At 61.5% G+C, this 13,595-nt stretch carries 15 protein-coding genes; 5 read left to right on the forward strand and 10 right to left on the reverse strand.

The window, feature by feature from the left end; genetic code table 11:
* Nucleotides 1–3: 3 nt before the first annotated feature.
* The 6 genes from DKY63_RS10045 to DKY63_RS10070 are packed head-to-tail and all read right to left on the reverse strand — an operon-like array spanning nt 4 to nt 5,923.
* Entirely contained in the window at nt 4–1,422 is a 1,419-nt protein-coding gene (locus DKY63_RS10045; RefSeq protein WP_110963938.1) for an ArnT family glycosyltransferase, read from the reverse strand.
* A complete protein-coding gene (locus DKY63_RS10050) occupies nt 1,422–2,363 on the reverse strand; it encodes an SdiA-regulated domain-containing protein (protein WP_110963939.1) in 942 nt (313 codons plus the stop codon). Before DKY63_RS10050 ends, DKY63_RS10045 begins: the two co-directional genes overlap by 1 nt.
* Nucleotides 2,360–3,880: an ArnT family glycosyltransferase gene (locus tag DKY63_RS10055; protein ID WP_110963940.1), complete on the reverse strand. Its 1,521-nt coding sequence runs from the start codon at nt 3,878–3,880 to the stop codon at nt 2,360–2,362. The genes DKY63_RS10050 and DKY63_RS10055 overlap by 4 nt, the downstream gene beginning before the upstream one ends.
* A 3-nt stretch (nt 3,881–3,883) precedes the next feature.
* Nucleotides 3,884–4,162, reverse strand: coding sequence for a lipid-A-disaccharide synthase N-terminal domain-containing protein (locus DKY63_RS10060; RefSeq protein ID WP_110963941.1), 279 nt, complete (start codon nt 4,160–4,162; stop codon nt 3,884–3,886).
* Nucleotides 4,159–4,899 (reverse strand): glycosyltransferase family 2 protein, encoded by a 741-nt coding sequence (locus tag DKY63_RS10065; protein ID WP_110963942.1) that lies wholly within the window; start codon nt 4,897–4,899, stop codon nt 4,159–4,161. The genes DKY63_RS10060 and DKY63_RS10065 overlap by 4 nt, the downstream gene beginning before the upstream one ends.
* A gap of 46 nt (nt 4,900–4,945) precedes the next feature.
* On the reverse strand, nt 4,946–5,923 hold the full coding sequence (locus DKY63_RS10070; RefSeq protein WP_110963943.1) for an SDR family NAD(P)-dependent oxidoreductase: 978 nt from the start codon (nt 5,921–5,923) through the stop codon (nt 4,946–4,948).
* A 325-nt stretch (nt 5,924–6,248) separates the two neighbouring features.
* On the opposite strand from DKY63_RS10070, the gene DKY63_RS10075 reads away from it, so the two are divergent.
* On the forward strand, nt 6,249–6,896 hold the full coding sequence (locus tag DKY63_RS10075; RefSeq protein ID WP_110963944.1) for a YceH family protein: 648 nt from the start codon (nt 6,249–6,251) through the stop codon (nt 6,894–6,896).
* Nucleotides 6,897–7,024: 128 nt separating this feature from the next.
* Here the strand turns inward: DKY63_RS10075 and DKY63_RS10080 are convergent, their stop codons facing one another.
* Together DKY63_RS10080 and DKY63_RS10085 are read right to left on the reverse strand one after the other, a co-directional pair.
* Nucleotides 7,025–7,543, reverse strand: coding sequence for a cupin domain-containing protein (locus DKY63_RS10080; RefSeq protein WP_110963945.1), 519 nt, complete (start codon nt 7,541–7,543; stop codon nt 7,025–7,027).
* A 143-nt stretch (nt 7,544–7,686) separates the two neighbouring features.
* Entirely contained in the window at nt 7,687–8,505 is an 819-nt protein-coding gene (locus DKY63_RS10085; protein WP_110963946.1) for a shikimate 5-dehydrogenase, read from the reverse strand.
* A gap of 245 nt (nt 8,506–8,750) precedes the next feature.
* On the opposite strand from DKY63_RS10085, the gene DKY63_RS10090 reads away from it, so the two are divergent.
* The 3 genes from DKY63_RS10090 (at nt 8,751) to DKY63_RS10100 (ending at nt 9,956) form a co-directional block, all read left to right on the forward strand.
* Entirely contained in the window at nt 8,751–9,113 is a 363-nt protein-coding gene (locus tag DKY63_RS10090) for a hypothetical protein (RefSeq protein WP_110963947.1), read from the forward strand.
* Nucleotides 9,114–9,463: 350 nt separating this feature from the next.
* A complete protein-coding gene (locus DKY63_RS10095) occupies nt 9,464–9,658 on the forward strand; it encodes a hypothetical protein (RefSeq protein WP_110963948.1) in 195 nt (64 codons plus the stop codon).
* A gap of 106 nt (nt 9,659–9,764) precedes the next feature.
* Nucleotides 9,765–9,956, forward strand: a complete 192-nt coding sequence (locus DKY63_RS10100; RefSeq protein WP_110963949.1) for a hypothetical protein — start codon at nt 9,765–9,767, stop codon at nt 9,954–9,956.
* Here the strand turns inward: DKY63_RS10100 and DKY63_RS10105 are convergent.
* Nucleotides 9,953–11,014 (reverse strand): AI-2E family transporter, encoded by a 1,062-nt coding sequence (locus DKY63_RS10105; RefSeq protein ID WP_110963950.1) that lies wholly within the window; start codon nt 11,012–11,014, stop codon nt 9,953–9,955. The genes DKY63_RS10100 and DKY63_RS10105 overlap by 4 nt on opposite strands.
* Before the next feature lie 161 nt (nt 11,015–11,175).
* On the opposite strand from DKY63_RS10105, the gene yegQ reads away from it, so the two are divergent.
* The gene (yegQ, locus tag DKY63_RS10110) at nt 11,176–12,501 is read left to right on the forward strand and encodes a tRNA 5-hydroxyuridine modification protein YegQ (RefSeq protein ID WP_110963951.1); all 1,326 of its coding nucleotides are present in this window, start codon (nt 11,176–11,178) and stop codon (nt 12,499–12,501) included.
* 160 nt (nt 12,502–12,661) lie between these two features.
* On the opposite strand, the gene DKY63_RS10115 is transcribed toward yegQ, so the two are convergent.
* Nucleotides 12,662–13,525: a LysR family transcriptional regulator gene (locus DKY63_RS10115; protein ID WP_110963952.1), complete on the reverse strand. Its 864-nt coding sequence runs from the start codon at nt 13,523–13,525 to the stop codon at nt 12,662–12,664.
* Nucleotides 13,526–13,595: the final 70 nt, after the last annotated feature.

Raw genomic sequence — 13,595 nt, forward strand, 5'->3', positions numbered from 1 at the left:
CGCTTAGCGGCACGCATCGCCCATGTGCACCAGCAATGCTGAACGACCGGGCTTGAGGTACGGGCTGATTTGCCCGACCTTGCACGCGTCCAGGCCTTGCAGTGGCGGGTCGAGGGGTTCCTGCACGAACAGCAGGCCTGTCGGGCGGGAGCCGGCTTGCAACTGCGCATCGGTCAGGGCTGACACCGGCCGGCCCATGTAATAGACCAGGCGGATGTCCGGCTCGCCGACCGTGTAGGCCTTCTGGCCCGGCTGCCCGTTGGCCAGCGTGGCGACCTGCTCCAGCCCATCCACACGGTGCGACAGCACCCGCGCTTCGACGAACATGTAGAACACCACGAACCCGGCAAGCATCACGCAAGGCACGACGGTCAGGACAGTGCGCCAGCGACCCTTCATGTCATCGAGCAGCGCCGACCAGTGCATGGCCAGCAGCAACGCCATGGACGGGTAAATCGGCAGCAGGTACTTGCCGTGTTTTTCGGTGAACAGGGAAAACACCAGCAATGGCAGCAGGCTGCAACACAGCAGCATGGCGGCCTCGCGGCGCGCGCGGATCATGGCCCAGAACCGGCGCGGCTGGACAAACGCGATCAGCCAGAACGGAAAGAAGTCACCGGCCAGGTACAACAGATAGGCGTACCAGGGCTCGGCGCCCTGACCGTCGATCTTTTTCACAATGTCTTCGTTGATGATCGAGGCCCAGATCCCCCAGCCCTGGTTCAACGACACCGCGACGTACCAGGAACTGCCCAGCGCCAGGGCGATCAGCCAGCCCCAGCCGTCACACAGATAAGCCTTGGCCCGCGCATCCCGATAAATCAGCGCGTAGAGCAGCACCGGCGCGGTGACCCACAGCAGGCAGACCGGGCCTTTGGTCAGCAGTGCGCAACCGATGAGCGCGTAGCTGAGCCGACTCCAGACACGCCCGCCTTCCTGGAAAATGAACCGCCAGGCCGCCAGCAGCGCACCGAAGCACAGCAGGGTCAGCAGCATCTCGATTTCCGAACGACGGGCGAACAGGCTGAACCCACCGTTGGCTGCCAGGAACACCACGGCGAACAAACCGGCCTGACGCCCCGCCTGCCGCACACCCCACTGATAAGTGACAACGCAGCACAAGGCCGCCGCCAGCGCCGACGGCAAGCGCATGCTCCATTCGGACAGGCTGCCCACCACGGCCGTCGAGACGAGACCGGCCCAATAGAAAAACGGCGGTTTGGACAGGTACAAATCGCCGTTCATGTAGGGCAGCAACCAACTGCCCGCTTCATGCATCTCGCGCACCGTGACCGCCCGGCGTGCCTCGTTGACACTGAGGAACGGCACGCTGCCCAGCCCCCAGAAAAACAGCAGGGCAATGGCGAAGACAGCGAGCAACGTGATCGTGCGGGTCGACAATTGACTCGGGCTCCACCTCATCAGGGTTTCTCCACTTGTGCGACTTGGGTGTTTTTCGATTTGCTGAACCGATAGAACAGGTTGGGCTCGCTGACGACATACAGCTCGCCGTCGCTGTCCATGGTCATCCCCTCGCCCTGCGGCACGGACTTTTTAAGATCACCGGCCTCGTGGCGCAAGGAAAGAATGCTGACGAAATTCCCCTGCTCATCGAGTTCGGTGATGTTGGCGGACTCATCGCTGAGGATCAAAAGATGGCCGGTCTTCGGATCGTAATAGCCCTCGGACAGGTCGCGGCTGTAGACACTATGATCGATCCAGGACGTCAGGTCCTGGATGCGGATCTGCAGCGGGCCGCCGATCGAAGACAGCATGCCGGTGACCGAGTACAACTGGCGTGGGTCGCGCTCCTTGATGGCGAACACCCGATCATTGGCCGCGTCGTAGGTCACGCCCTCGAAGCCTTTGTTGTTATTGCTGAGGTTCACGCCGATGGCGACGAACTGCGCCTGCTCCACATGAATCGGCCCCGGGGTGTCCGGCAAGGTGACGATGTCCAGTTGCTGCAATCGCTCGTCGGCAATCACCACCCGTCCACCACCGATGTAGGCGATACCTTCAGTGTCTTCGAAACCGATCAGCGGGTAGCGGTCGAGCAGATCACCGTCGCGGTTCATCACCAGAATCGCCATGGGACCGCCATTGGTAATCCCCAGCAGGCGATCCTTGTCGAAATCGTAGGCGATGCCCGACAGGTTGGTGATGCCCTCAAGGGGCTTGGCCTGGATGACGGGCCTGTAGTCCGGCAGCCAGATGTTCTTGTCAGGAGCCTTATTGCCGACCCACTTGTTGTGCAAGTGCCCGTACAGCTGCTTGTGCACCACAAACCGGGCGCCCGTGGCGAACATCAGTACCACGGCAATAACGACAGTGAGTAATACCGCTTTCCTTGCTTTGCTCATGCTTTTTTCCGGTCCCAATCGAAGCGATAGACGTGGGCTGGCTGGCCTGGATGGCACTGGCCGTTATCGGCGTCGACGCCGACGATGGACCACTCGGCGCGGGATGTTTCCCCCAGTTCATGGGCGGCCTCGGGCTTGAAGCACTGACCGAGCAATTCGTCCGGGACCAGCGCATAGGCCTTGGGGTTGTCGCGCAGCCATTGCGCCGCCTGCTCCACCGTGGAGTCGGCCATGCCGAAATGCACGATCGGCTGGCGGGCGAAAAGCCAGTGGCCCTCGCGCCAGTTGACCAGCACCAGGTCGGCGCCGTGGGTCAGGGTGTTGGCCTGGTCCATGATTGCTTCATGGGGATTGGCACCGTCACTGACCGGTTCGATGAAGCCACGGGCGAACCAAAGCACGAACCAGCCCGCCACCAGCGCCGGAAACACTCGCCGCAGGCGCGGGCGCTGCTTGAACCAGCGCCGCAACAGCCACGGGATCAGCGGCGCGGCAGCCAGTACCAGCCCTGGCAGCGCCGGGTAGATGTACAACTTGCGTTTGCCGGCACTGATGCAGAAAAACAGCACCACCAGCGCTACCCAACCGAGCAGCACCAGCACGCGGCCATCGCGCTTTTTCAGCTGGCGGCGCCAGGCTGGCACCAGCCATGGCAGAGCCAGCACCAGCGGCAGCCAGTACTGCGGAATGACGTTGGTGAAGAAGTACCAGAACGGTTCACGGTGATCCCAGGACGCGGCGTAGCGCCCGGCGGTCTGGCGCAGGAGGATTTCCCGGGCGTAGGCGATTTCGTCGGCGCCACCGTTGAGCACGATGGACAGGGCCAGCGGCAACAGCCAGATCGCAATACCAGCCAGCATCACCAGCAAACCGAGCCACCACTTACGCACCTGGCCGGGCATTGCCACCACCCCCGACCAGCCCTTGCGCACGGCATAGGCATACGGGATCAGCAGCAACGCCGGCAGAAAGCCCACACCCTTGGTGATCACGCCGATGCCCATGGCCGCGCAGCCGACATAGAACCAGCGCCACGCCGGCCCAATCAGCAAGTGCCGCGCCAGGCCGTACAGGCCCACGCTGGTGAACAGGATCAGGAAACTGTCGATCTGCCCGGTGCGCAGGATGCTGTAGGTCTGGTAGGTCGCCAGAAACAGCAGCGCGGCGATGCGCCCGATGCGCTGGGTCCACAGGCGCCGCCCCAGGTCATAGACCACGGCCGTGACCGTCGCCGCCGAAATCATGCCCGGCAGGTACAGGGCCAGGTTGGGCTTGCCGGTGAGCCAGGCGAAAAACGCCACCGTCCACATGAAGATCGGCGGCTTGTCGCCGTAGATTTCCCCGGCGCGATGGGGAATCAGCCAGGAGCCGTGATGCAGCATTTCCAGGGCGACGCCAAGGAAACGTTCCTCATCGACGTTCTGTGCCTGACGCAGCCCCAGGCCCGCACCGACCAACAGCAAGGCGAGCAAAGCCAGGCCCAGGCATTCGATGCCGGGCGAGAGTGATCGACGCATGGCCTATTCCTTGAGCTTTTTGCTTTTGGCAATCAATTGCAGGTTGCGCAAATACACGATCGAGCCAAAGGCCTGGCCGGCGATGAACACCGGGTCCTCACGATAGATCGCGTACGCCAGCAGCAAGGTGCTGCCGACGATGCTCAGGTACCAGAAATTGGTGGGAATCACGCTGCGCTTTTTGTATTCGCTGTACAGCCACTGCAGGACGAAACGCCCGGTAAAGGCGATCTGGCCGAGAAATCCGACCATCAGCCAGAGGGCTTCACGGGTCATGCTCATCCTTCGATCTCCTGTGCCGTGGTGTTCAGGCGCGTGCGCTTGATCAGCCACCAGACGCCCATCAGGTCGAGAATGCCCACCAGGGCGCGGTCGAGGTTGCCGTACTTGGAGACCCCGGCGGTACGCGCTCGGTGGTTGACCGGATGGACGATCATGCGGCCGTTGTGGCGCTGGATCAGCGCCGGGATGTAGCGATGCATGTGGTCGAAGTACGGCAGGCGCAGAAACGCCGCGCGCTCGATCAGCTTCAGGCCGCAACCGGTGTCCGGGGTGGCGTCCTTGAGCAGGCGGCTACGCAGGTTGTTGGCGAACCGCGAGGCCCAGCGCTTGCTCGCGGTGTCCTGGCGGTTGACCCGGTGCCCGGCCACCAGCTGCACGTCGGCATTGGCCCGATCGCTGCGCACCAGCGCCAGCATGCCGGGGATGTCCGCCGGATCGTTCTGGCCGTCGCCGTCGAGGGTCGCCAGCCATTGCCCGCGAGCCTCCTGCGCGGCGTGGTACAGCGAGGTGCTCTGCCCCAGCGAACGCTCGTGGTGCAGGATGCGCAAGGTACTCAGGCCGTTGTTTCTGATCTGCCGCAGTTCCTGCAGGGTCGCATCGGTGCTGCCATCGTCGACCACGATGATTTCATAGGCTTCATCGGTCAGGGCCAGGCGAATTTCCTCCAGCAAAGGCTTGAGGTTGTTCGCTTCGTTCTTGGCCGGAATCAGTACCGATACAAAAATGTCCTGGTTCAAGGGGTTCTCTCGTTTTCTTGAATTTTTGTTGTCAGAGGTGGGCGTTTCATCGCTGATAAAACTGCCGATACCACTTCACGAACTCTGCCACGCCGGTTTGCAGCGTCACTTGCGGGCGAAAATCGATCCACTGCGCCAATGCCGAGACGTCGGCCCAGGTCCTGACCACATCGCCGGCCTGCAGCGGCATGTAATTGCGCACAGCTTGTGTATCGAGTGCCGACTCCAGGCACTCGACGAATTCCAGCAACGCCACCGGCTCGCCACGCCCGATGTTGAACAGGCGATGGACTCCCTCTGCCGGGGTGTCCGGTACAGGTGGACGGGTGCGCAGACGGGCGATGCCTTCGACGATGTCGTCGATGTAGGTAAAGTCCCGCGCCATCTGGCCCTGATTGTAGACGTCGATGGGCAAGCCCTTGAGGATGCCCTCGGTGAACTTGAACAGCGCCATGTCCGGCCGGCCCCAAGGGCCATAGACGGTGAAGAAACGCAGGCCGCTAGCCTTGAGGCCGTACAGATGGCAGTAACTGTCGGCCAGCAGCTCATTGGCGCGCTTGGTGGCCGCGTACAGCGAAACCGGGTGTTCGACGGGGTCTTCGACACTGAACGGCAGTTTGCTGTTGCTGCCATAAACCGAACTGCTGGAAGCGTAGATCAGGTGCTCGGGACGATGATGACGGCAGGCTTCCAGCACATTGAGGAAACCCACCAGGTTCGATTGTGCATAAACATCGGGGTTGTCCAACGAGTAACGCACGCCGGCCTGGGCGGCCAGGTGCACCACTTCGCTGAACCGATGCTCGCGGAATAACTCCAGCAACGCCTGCTTGTCGACAAGATCGATTTTTGCGAAGCGAAAACCCGGCAAGGACTCGAGTTCCTTGAGCCGCGCCTGCTTGAGCGTTACGTCGTAGTAATCGTTGAGGTTATCGATCCCGACCACGTCGTGGCCGTCCCGGCACAACCGCCGGGCCACGTGAAAACCGATGAAACCGGCAGCGCCGGTGACCAGAACAGTCATGCTCCCTGCACCTCGTCCAGCACAACGTGCCGGGCCAAAAACAACGTCAGCCCCATGCCTTGCCTCGTATCCCAAAAATAAAGTCGGTGACGTTGTCCGATGCGCAAGACATGCGGCATCCCGTGATGAAAAGCTGCCGAGCGCAGCCCGCCGCATACGGTGCCCGGCCAAATGTTAAAAATTTGTTAACAATTCGTTCAGGCTTCGTTCAGGTTTGCAGCGCAAACGGTCACGTAATGCAACGATTTGTATTGCCATTGCCGCGCGCCAATCTAAAGTGCACCCACGACAGCGAAAATCCTGAATCCGCTAAGGACGCAGAACCATGAGCACCGAGCAAGAAACGACCATCGACGAACCGCGCCTGAACAGCACCGAAATCCGCATTCTGGGTTCGTTGATCGAAAAACAGGCCACCAGTCCGGAAACCTATCCACTGACGCTCAATGCGCTGGTGATTGCCTGCAACCAGAAAACCAGCCGGGAACCGGTGATGAACCTGACCCCGGGCCAAGTCGGCCAGAGCCTGCGCGCCCTTGAGGGACGCGGTTTCGCCAAGCTGGTGATGGGCAGCCGCGCCGACCGCTGGGAGCACAAGGTCGACAAGGCGCTGGAACTGGTGCCGGCCCAGGTGATCCTGACCGGGTTGATGTTTTTGCGCGGCCCGCAGACGGTCAATGAACTGCTGACGCGCAGCGGGCGCATGCATGAATTTGAAGACACCGAACAGGTGGTGCATCAGCTGGAACGCTTGATCGCCCGAGGCCTGGCGGTGCTGATTCCGCGTCAGGCGGGCCAGCGTGAAGACCGCTATACCCACGCCCTGGGCGATCCGGCGGATATCGAAGCGATTCTCGCCGCGCGGCACAATCCGGTGGAGCGCAGTGGTGGCGGTGGTGTTTCGCTGGAGCGGATTGAAGAGCTGGAGGCGCGGATTGCGGCGCTGGAGGAGCGGTTGGCGCGGTTGGAATAAGCAGGCAACACGGGATCCAATGTAGGAGCGAGCCTGCTCGCGATGGCGGTCTGTCAGTCACATCAACTTTGCCTGTGCCGCCGTCTTCGCGAGCAGGCTCGCTCCTACAATGGGCTTTTGGGTGTGGCTTACTCACCCTCCCAATAATCCACCCCGTCCCCCTGCCGGGCCACGGCGACGAACCCCGTGGCATTCCCTTCGGCATCGACCTTGAAATCATCCATCACCGCATACTTTCCTGAATCCGGGTATTCGCAGATCTCCGGCGACTGCTGGGTGCTGACCGCCAGGTAGCGCAGCTCGGCGTTGCTGGTATTGATGATCTGGTGCGCCTGTTCCGGGCCGCCCGGCGGGCAGGCGATCACGTCACCGGCGCGGATCGCAAAGCGCTCGCTCCCCAGGCGCACCTCGCCCTCCCCGGCCACCACGTAGAACATTTCTTCGTTCACCCGGTGACTGTGGAACGGACTGCCGCGCATCCCCGGTTCCAGCGCATACAGGCGATAACCGAGCTTCTGTGCGCCCAGTTGCTGGCCAATGCGCGCCTGGCGCTGTTGATAACGACCGGCGGTATCCCCGGTCGGGGCGAACGCGTCGGGCAAGGGTTCGAGTACGACTTGATCCAGATTGAGAATCGGGGGATGCATGGGAACCTCTGCTTGTCATCTCGGAAAAGAGTCGCCCCCATCGCGGGCAAGCCTTGCTCCTACAGGATCTGGTCTGACACAAATCCTGTAGGAGCAAGGCTTGCCCGCGATGAGGCCGGTACAGTCAGCCAATAACCCGAAGATCAACCCCGGGCAAACGCCACCGCCGCCTGAAACTGTTCCTGCGTCGGCCGTACGCCGGTGTACAGCACAAACTGCTCCAGCGCCTGGATCGCAATCACTTCCAGCCCGGTAATGACCTTTTTCCCTTCGGCACGACCTCGCACGATCATTGGTGTTTCCGAGGGAATTGCTACTACATCGAAGATGATGTCCGCAGCTTTGATCACATCGGCCTCGAACGCCAGTTGACCGGCCTCCGGTCCGCCGTCCATGCCCACCGGGGTCACGTTGACCAGCATCTGCGGGCGCCTTGTACCGAGTTCCGCCTGCCATTCGTAGCCCAGTGAATCGGCCAGGGCGCGGCCCGCCGCTTCGTTTCGAGCCACGATCAGGCCGTTTTGGTAGCCACCGTCACGCAAGGCGCTGGCCACGGCCTTGCCCATGCCGCCACTGCCGCGCAGGGCGAAGGTGGTGTCCTTGGGCACCGCGTGGGTTTCCAGCAATTGGGCGATGGCGATGTAGTCGGTGTTGTAGGCCTTGAGATGGCCGTCGGTGTTGACGATGGTGTTGATCGATTGAATGGCGGCAGCCGAGGCGTCCAGCTCGTCGACCAGCGGGATGCAGGCTTCCTTGAACGGCATCGACACGCCGCAGCCGCGAATGCCCAGGGCGCGAATGCCGCCCACGGCGCCCGGCAGATCCTTGCTGCTGAACGCCTTGTAGTAGAAGTTCAGGCCCAGTTGTTCATACAGGTGATTGTGGAACCGCAGGCCGAAGTTGCCGGGGCGACCGGAGAGCGACATGCACAGTTGGGTGTCTCTGTTGGGGTTCATCTGCATGTAAATCTCCTTGCCATGCACTTTCGGATGGACGGGATTAGCCAGCCCATCCTGTTCTGTTCGATCATATTCCCGTGCCCGCAGGCCGGATCGAATGCCGGTCAGCGAGCCGGTACAGACCTTACACAAAATTTACCTAACGGCTGTGCTGATTTTCTGAAATACGTTGTCTTAGATGTATCCCCGTGGCAATTCCCGGATCTATTGCAGACCCGGGCGCCGGGTCGAAGAACCGAGGAATTATCATGATCCGTAAAGTCCCCACAGTTGCTCTGCTGATCGGTGCTCTGGCTATCACAGGGCAGGCGCAAGCCCATGGTGGTGGTAATGACGCGGCGGTATTTGGAGCGATCGTCGGGACAGCCATCGTCGGCTCGGCCCTGATCAATGCCAATCGGCCTGTGTATGTCGCGCCACAACCGGTCTATGCCCAACCGGTCTACGCCCCGCCGCCACCGGTCTATTACGCACCTCCACCGCCACCAGTCTATTACCAGCCGGCCCCGGTGTACGTGCAACAACCGATCTACTACCGCCCGGCGCCGGTCTACTACGGACCGCCCCGGGGTTATTACTACGGCCATGGTCACGGTTATGGTCGCTGGTAACAGGCTCGAGAAGCCCCGCCGGACGCGGGGCTTTTTATTGCCCGCGATTTGATTCAAAACACCATTTTCCTGTAGGAGCGAGCCTGCTCGCGATGGACTTCAGAACACCGCGGGGTGTCAGGCTGCCCGCGTTATCGTTGACGACCATCGCGAGCAGGCTCGCTCCTACAGGGGGGGTGGGTTAGCCGTTCGTCGGCGGAGGTCTGGATAAATCGCGTCGGTGTCGCTATCGGGACAGTCGCGGCCGTTCAAGCGGGCAAAATGCGCAAAACAGACATATTTCTGTCACGTCAGAGCCCCAAGCTGGAACCTGTCCGCCAACAACAGGTGTTAACAACAAGGACGCCCCCATGCCCACGCAGAACCCGCACCGCATTGTCGGTCTGTGCACCTCGAGCAAGGTGTACAACACCCTCACCGAGCTCAAGCAACTGGAAGGCCATCGCTGCGCCAAGTTCCTTTCGCTGCTGACCCAGAACCTGGTGCAAAAAGGCCTGCTCAACGAACGGGAAGTGGTGCATATGCTCGATCAGGTGGTTGACTGACGGTCTATTGGCCTCAATGGCGTCAATGACCACTATCGAAAACGGTGATTGTCGGAAAATTTGCCACGCTCGTAAGGTATCTCCATAGATTGATGGAGGTCCCAAAATGTCCCAAGTTCAGATCATGTCCGTTATCGGCAGTGCCGTTCCCGCCACTCTCAGAGCGTCCGGGCTGCTTGCCTGCTGGTATCTGGTGCTCGATGGCGAGCCCGTCAGCGGCCCGCTCACCTCGCTGCCGGCGGCCCAGGCCATGTCGCAACGCTATTCCCAGGACCATTCCGGCAAACTCAGCGCCTAAGGCAGCTGAATGCGCGGTTTGGTCTCGAGGAAAATGTCCCAGCTGGACATGAACAGCGCCGCGATCAACGGGCCGATAACGAACCCATTGAGCCCGAACACCGCCAGGCCGCCCAAGGTCGAGATCAGGATCAGGTAATCCGGCATCTTCGTGTCCTTGCCCACCAGGATCGGGCGCAGCACGTTATCCACCAGGCCGATCACGAACACCCCGAACAACCCCAGCACCACGCCTTGCCAGATCGCACCGGTGAACAGGAAAAACGCCGCCACCGGCGCCCAGACAATGCCCGCCCCGACCGCTGGCAACAGCGACAGAAACGCCATCAACACCGCCCAAAGCAATGCGCTGGGGATGTCCAGCAACCAGAAAATCAGGCCGCCCAGCGCCCCCTGGGTGATTGCCACCAGCAGGTTGCCTTTGACCGTGGCCCGCACTACCCGGTTGAACTTGAGCTGCAGCCGACGCTTCTGCTGTTCTTCCAGCGGCACCGCGGCGCGCACCTTGCGTGCCAGTTCTGCACCGTCGCGCAGAAAAAAGAACAACAGGTACAGCATGATGAAAAACCCGACGATGAAGTCGAACGTCCCCTGGCCGAACACGAAGGCCTGAGTTGCCAGCGCCTGGCCCTCGGTCATCGCGCTCTTGACGATTTTCTCGCGCATGCCCTCCAGCCCGCCCAGCCCGAAGCGATCCATCAGATGCTGGAAGTACGGCGGCAAGCTGTGCTTGATCTGCGCGACATAGCCGGCGATGTCCAGTTCGCCGCTTTCGATGCGCTGGTACACCGCCGCGCCTTCCTGAACCAGCAGGACGCTGATGATGATAACCGGCAGGATCGCGATCACCAGGCAGATGCTCAAAGTCAGCAGAGAAGTGAGGTTGCGCTGCCAACCCAGCTTGAGCTGCAACCGGCGCTGCATCGGTGCGAAGAGAATGCCGAGGATCACCGCCCAGAACACCGCGCCGTAAAACGGCAACAGGATCCAGATGAACGCAATGCTCACCACGCCCAGCAGGATCGTCAGCGATTTGTTCTGTACGCTTTCTTCGTTCATGTCCGATCCAGGCCAGTGTCGGGGCGCGAAGGTGCACCCTGATGCTTAGGCCACAATGGCTCGCGCGAGTGCCATCGATTTGTGCATCAAGCATAGATCCAGATCAATAAACCTCCGGGGCAAGGCGTATACCCTGCGCAGCTTTTACGATCACTGCCGCCATGACCCTCATTGCCCCCGAATTGCTCGCCCCTGCCGGCACCCTGAAAAACATGCGTTATGCCTTCGCCTATGGCGCCGATGCGGTGTACGCCGGTCAGCCGCGCTACAGCCTGCGGGTGCGCAACAACGAATTTGACCACGCCAACCTGGCCCTCGGCATTGCCGAGGCGCAGGCCCAGGGCAAGCGCTTCTACGTGGTGGTCAACATTGCCCCGCACAACGCCAAGCTCAAGACCTTCCTCAAGGATCTGGCGCCGGTCATCGCCATGGCGCCCGATGCGCTGATCATGTCCGACCCCGGCCTGATCATGCTGGTGCGCCGGCATTACCCGCAGACGCCGATCCACTTGTCGGTGCAGGCCAACACGGTGAACTGGGCGAGCGTCGAGTTCTGGCAGCAACAGGGCCTGAGCCGGATCATCCTCTCGCGGGAACTGTCGCTTGAGGAAATCGCCGAGATCCGCCAACAGGTCCCGGCGATGGAACTGGAGGTGTTCGTCCATGGCGCGCTATGCATGGCCTATTCCGGTCGCTGCCTGCTGTCGGGCTACATCAACAAGCGCGATGCCAACCAGGGCAGTTGCACCAACGCCTGTCGCTGGAAGTATTCGGCGCAGGAAGCCACCCAAGACCTGACCGGCGAGATCGTCCAGCAGTTTCAGCCGGAGCCGACCCTGGGCATCGGCGCGCCTACCGAACAGGTGTTCCTGTTGCAGGAAGCCAATCGCCCCGGCGAGCTGATGCCGGCCTTCGAAGATGAACACGGCACCTACATCATGAACGCCAAGGACCTGCGCGCCGTGCAGCATGTCGAGCGTCTGACGCAGATGGGCGTGCATTCCCTGAAGATCGAAGGCCGTACCAAATCGCACTTTTATTGCGCGCGCACCACTCAGGTTTATCGCCGGGCAATCGACGACGCGGTGGCCGGTCGCGCGTTTGACCGCAACCTCATGACCGACCTCGAATCCCTCGCCCAGCGCGGCTACACCGAGGGCTTCCTGCGCCGGCACGTGCACGACGAATATCAGAATTACCAGCACGGCAGCTCGGTGTCGGAGCGGCAACAGTTCGTCGGCGAACTGACCGGTGCGCGTTGGGATCGACTGGCGGAAGTGAAGGTGAAAAACCGATTTGCCCTGGGCGACCACATGGAATTGATGACGCCCAAGGGCAACTTTCACTTCGATCTGCATCAATTGCAGAACGTCAAAGGTGAACCGATAGAGGTGGCGCCGGGGGATGGGCATACGGTGTATCTGCCGATTCCGGATGCGGTGGATCTGGAGTTTGGGTTGTTGATGCGGGATGTAAGCGGTATTTGAAAATGCGGCGTTGTTCTTGATCGTTCCCACGCTCCGCGTGGGAATGCCTCAAGGGACGCTCTGCGTCCAGTGACGCGGAGCGTCACGGGCTGCATTCCCACGCAGAGCGTGGGAACGATCTAAATCAAAAGATCGCAGCCTTCGGCAGCTCCTACAGGGGTTATGCGAATTCTTCGCGCAACATCGCCACAAAGGCTTCCCGCGCCGGGTGCACCCCGGCGTTTTCGTGCCAGTAGAACAGGTTGTCGATGGCCGTCAGCTCGGGGAATTCGTAGCCGACACAGCCCGCCCCCTTGGCGTATTGATCGAACACGCCCTTGGGCACCAGCGCCACGCCGGCCCCGGCACTGACGCAACCGACAATCGCGCCATAACTGGCCAGGCTGACAATCGGCAGCGCCTGCCCCTGACGCAGTAACCAATGCTCCAGCGCCGCCCGATACGGACACCCTTGGGGCCACATGAACACGGTCTTGTCCTGCAAATCCGTCATGTCGCGCACCGGCCCCAGCGAGGTCGAGGCGATCAATAGCAGATCCTCGCGGTACATCGGCGTGCGCTTGAGGTGCGAGCGCTCGACGTCCACCGCCACAATTGCGCCGTCGAGGCGATGGCTCAGGGTGTCATCGAGCAACTGGCCCCAGGTGCCGGTGGTCAGCTCCAGCGCCACCGCCGGGTAACGCTTGTGGAATTTCGCCAGCAGGCGCGGCAGGCGACCGGTGGCCGACGACTCGATAGCGCCAATGCGCAACGGCCCGGACGGTTCGGCGGACGGGTCCACCGCGCGCTTGGCTTCGGCGGTCAGGGCGAGGATTTTCGAGGCGTAGGCCAGAAACGTCTGGCCCGACGGACTGATGCGCAACCCGCGCCCTTCACGCAGAAACAGCGCGACACCCAATTCCGTCTCCAGCGACTTGATCCGCGCCGTGATGTTCGACGGCACGCAGTGCAGCAGTTCAGCCGCGCGGGCAATGCTGCCGACCTCGGCGACGGTCTTGAACATGCGTATCTGGGCCAGCTCCATATTCATCACTCTAAGTGAACGATTCGCGCAGTATAAGTCAGTTGTGGCGAATGATCAGGCTTCGGATACT

The organism is Pseudomonas putida (assembly GCF_003228315.1).
Taxonomy (GTDB): Bacteria; Pseudomonadota; Gammaproteobacteria; order Pseudomonadales; family Pseudomonadaceae; genus Aquipseudomonas; species Aquipseudomonas putida_S.

What these genes read in the sequence shown, in the direction of transcription:
- DKY63_RS10060 (WP_110963941.1), bottom strand. Translation starts at nt 4,162, where the DNA reads ATGAGCATGACCCGTGAAGCCCTCTGGCTGATGGTCGGATTTCTCGGC.
- DKY63_RS10085 (WP_110963946.1), bottom strand. Translation starts at nt 8,505, where the DNA reads ATGCAGATGAACCCCAACAGAGACACCCAACTGTGCATGTCGCTCTCC.
- DKY63_RS10070 (WP_110963943.1), bottom strand. Translation starts at nt 5,923, where the DNA reads ATGACTGTTCTGGTCACCGGCGCTGCCGGTTTCATCGGTTTTCACGTG.
- DKY63_RS10055 (WP_110963940.1), bottom strand. Translation starts at nt 3,880, where the DNA reads ATGCGTCGATCACTCTCGCCCGGCATCGAATGCCTGGGCCTGGCTTTG.
- yegQ (WP_110963951.1), top strand. Translation starts at nt 11,176, where the DNA reads ATGACCCTCATTGCCCCCGAATTGCTCGCCCCTGCCGGCACCCTGAAA.
- DKY63_RS10115 (WP_110963952.1), bottom strand. Translation starts at nt 13,525, where the DNA reads ATGGAGCTGGCCCAGATACGCATGTTCAAGACCGTCGCCGAGGTCGGC.
- DKY63_RS10080 (WP_110963945.1), bottom strand. Translation starts at nt 7,543, where the DNA reads ATGCATCCCCCGATTCTCAATCTGGATCAAGTCGTACTCGAACCCTTG.
- DKY63_RS10075 (WP_110963944.1), top strand. Translation starts at nt 6,249, where the DNA reads ATGAGCACCGAGCAAGAAACGACCATCGACGAACCGCGCCTGAACAGC.
- DKY63_RS10090 (WP_110963947.1), top strand. Translation starts at nt 8,751, where the DNA reads ATGATCCGTAAAGTCCCCACAGTTGCTCTGCTGATCGGTGCTCTGGCT.
- DKY63_RS10095 (WP_110963948.1), top strand. Translation starts at nt 9,464, where the DNA reads ATGCCCACGCAGAACCCGCACCGCATTGTCGGTCTGTGCACCTCGAGC.
- DKY63_RS10050 (WP_110963939.1), bottom strand. Translation starts at nt 2,363, where the DNA reads ATGAGCAAAGCAAGGAAAGCGGTATTACTCACTGTCGTTATTGCCGTG.
- DKY63_RS10100 (WP_110963949.1), top strand. Translation starts at nt 9,765, where the DNA reads ATGTCCCAAGTTCAGATCATGTCCGTTATCGGCAGTGCCGTTCCCGCC.
- DKY63_RS10045 (WP_110963938.1), bottom strand. Translation starts at nt 1,422, where the DNA reads ATGAGGTGGAGCCCGAGTCAATTGTCGACCCGCACGATCACGTTGCTC.
- DKY63_RS10105 (WP_110963950.1), bottom strand. Translation starts at nt 11,014, where the DNA reads ATGAACGAAGAAAGCGTACAGAACAAATCGCTGACGATCCTGCTGGGC.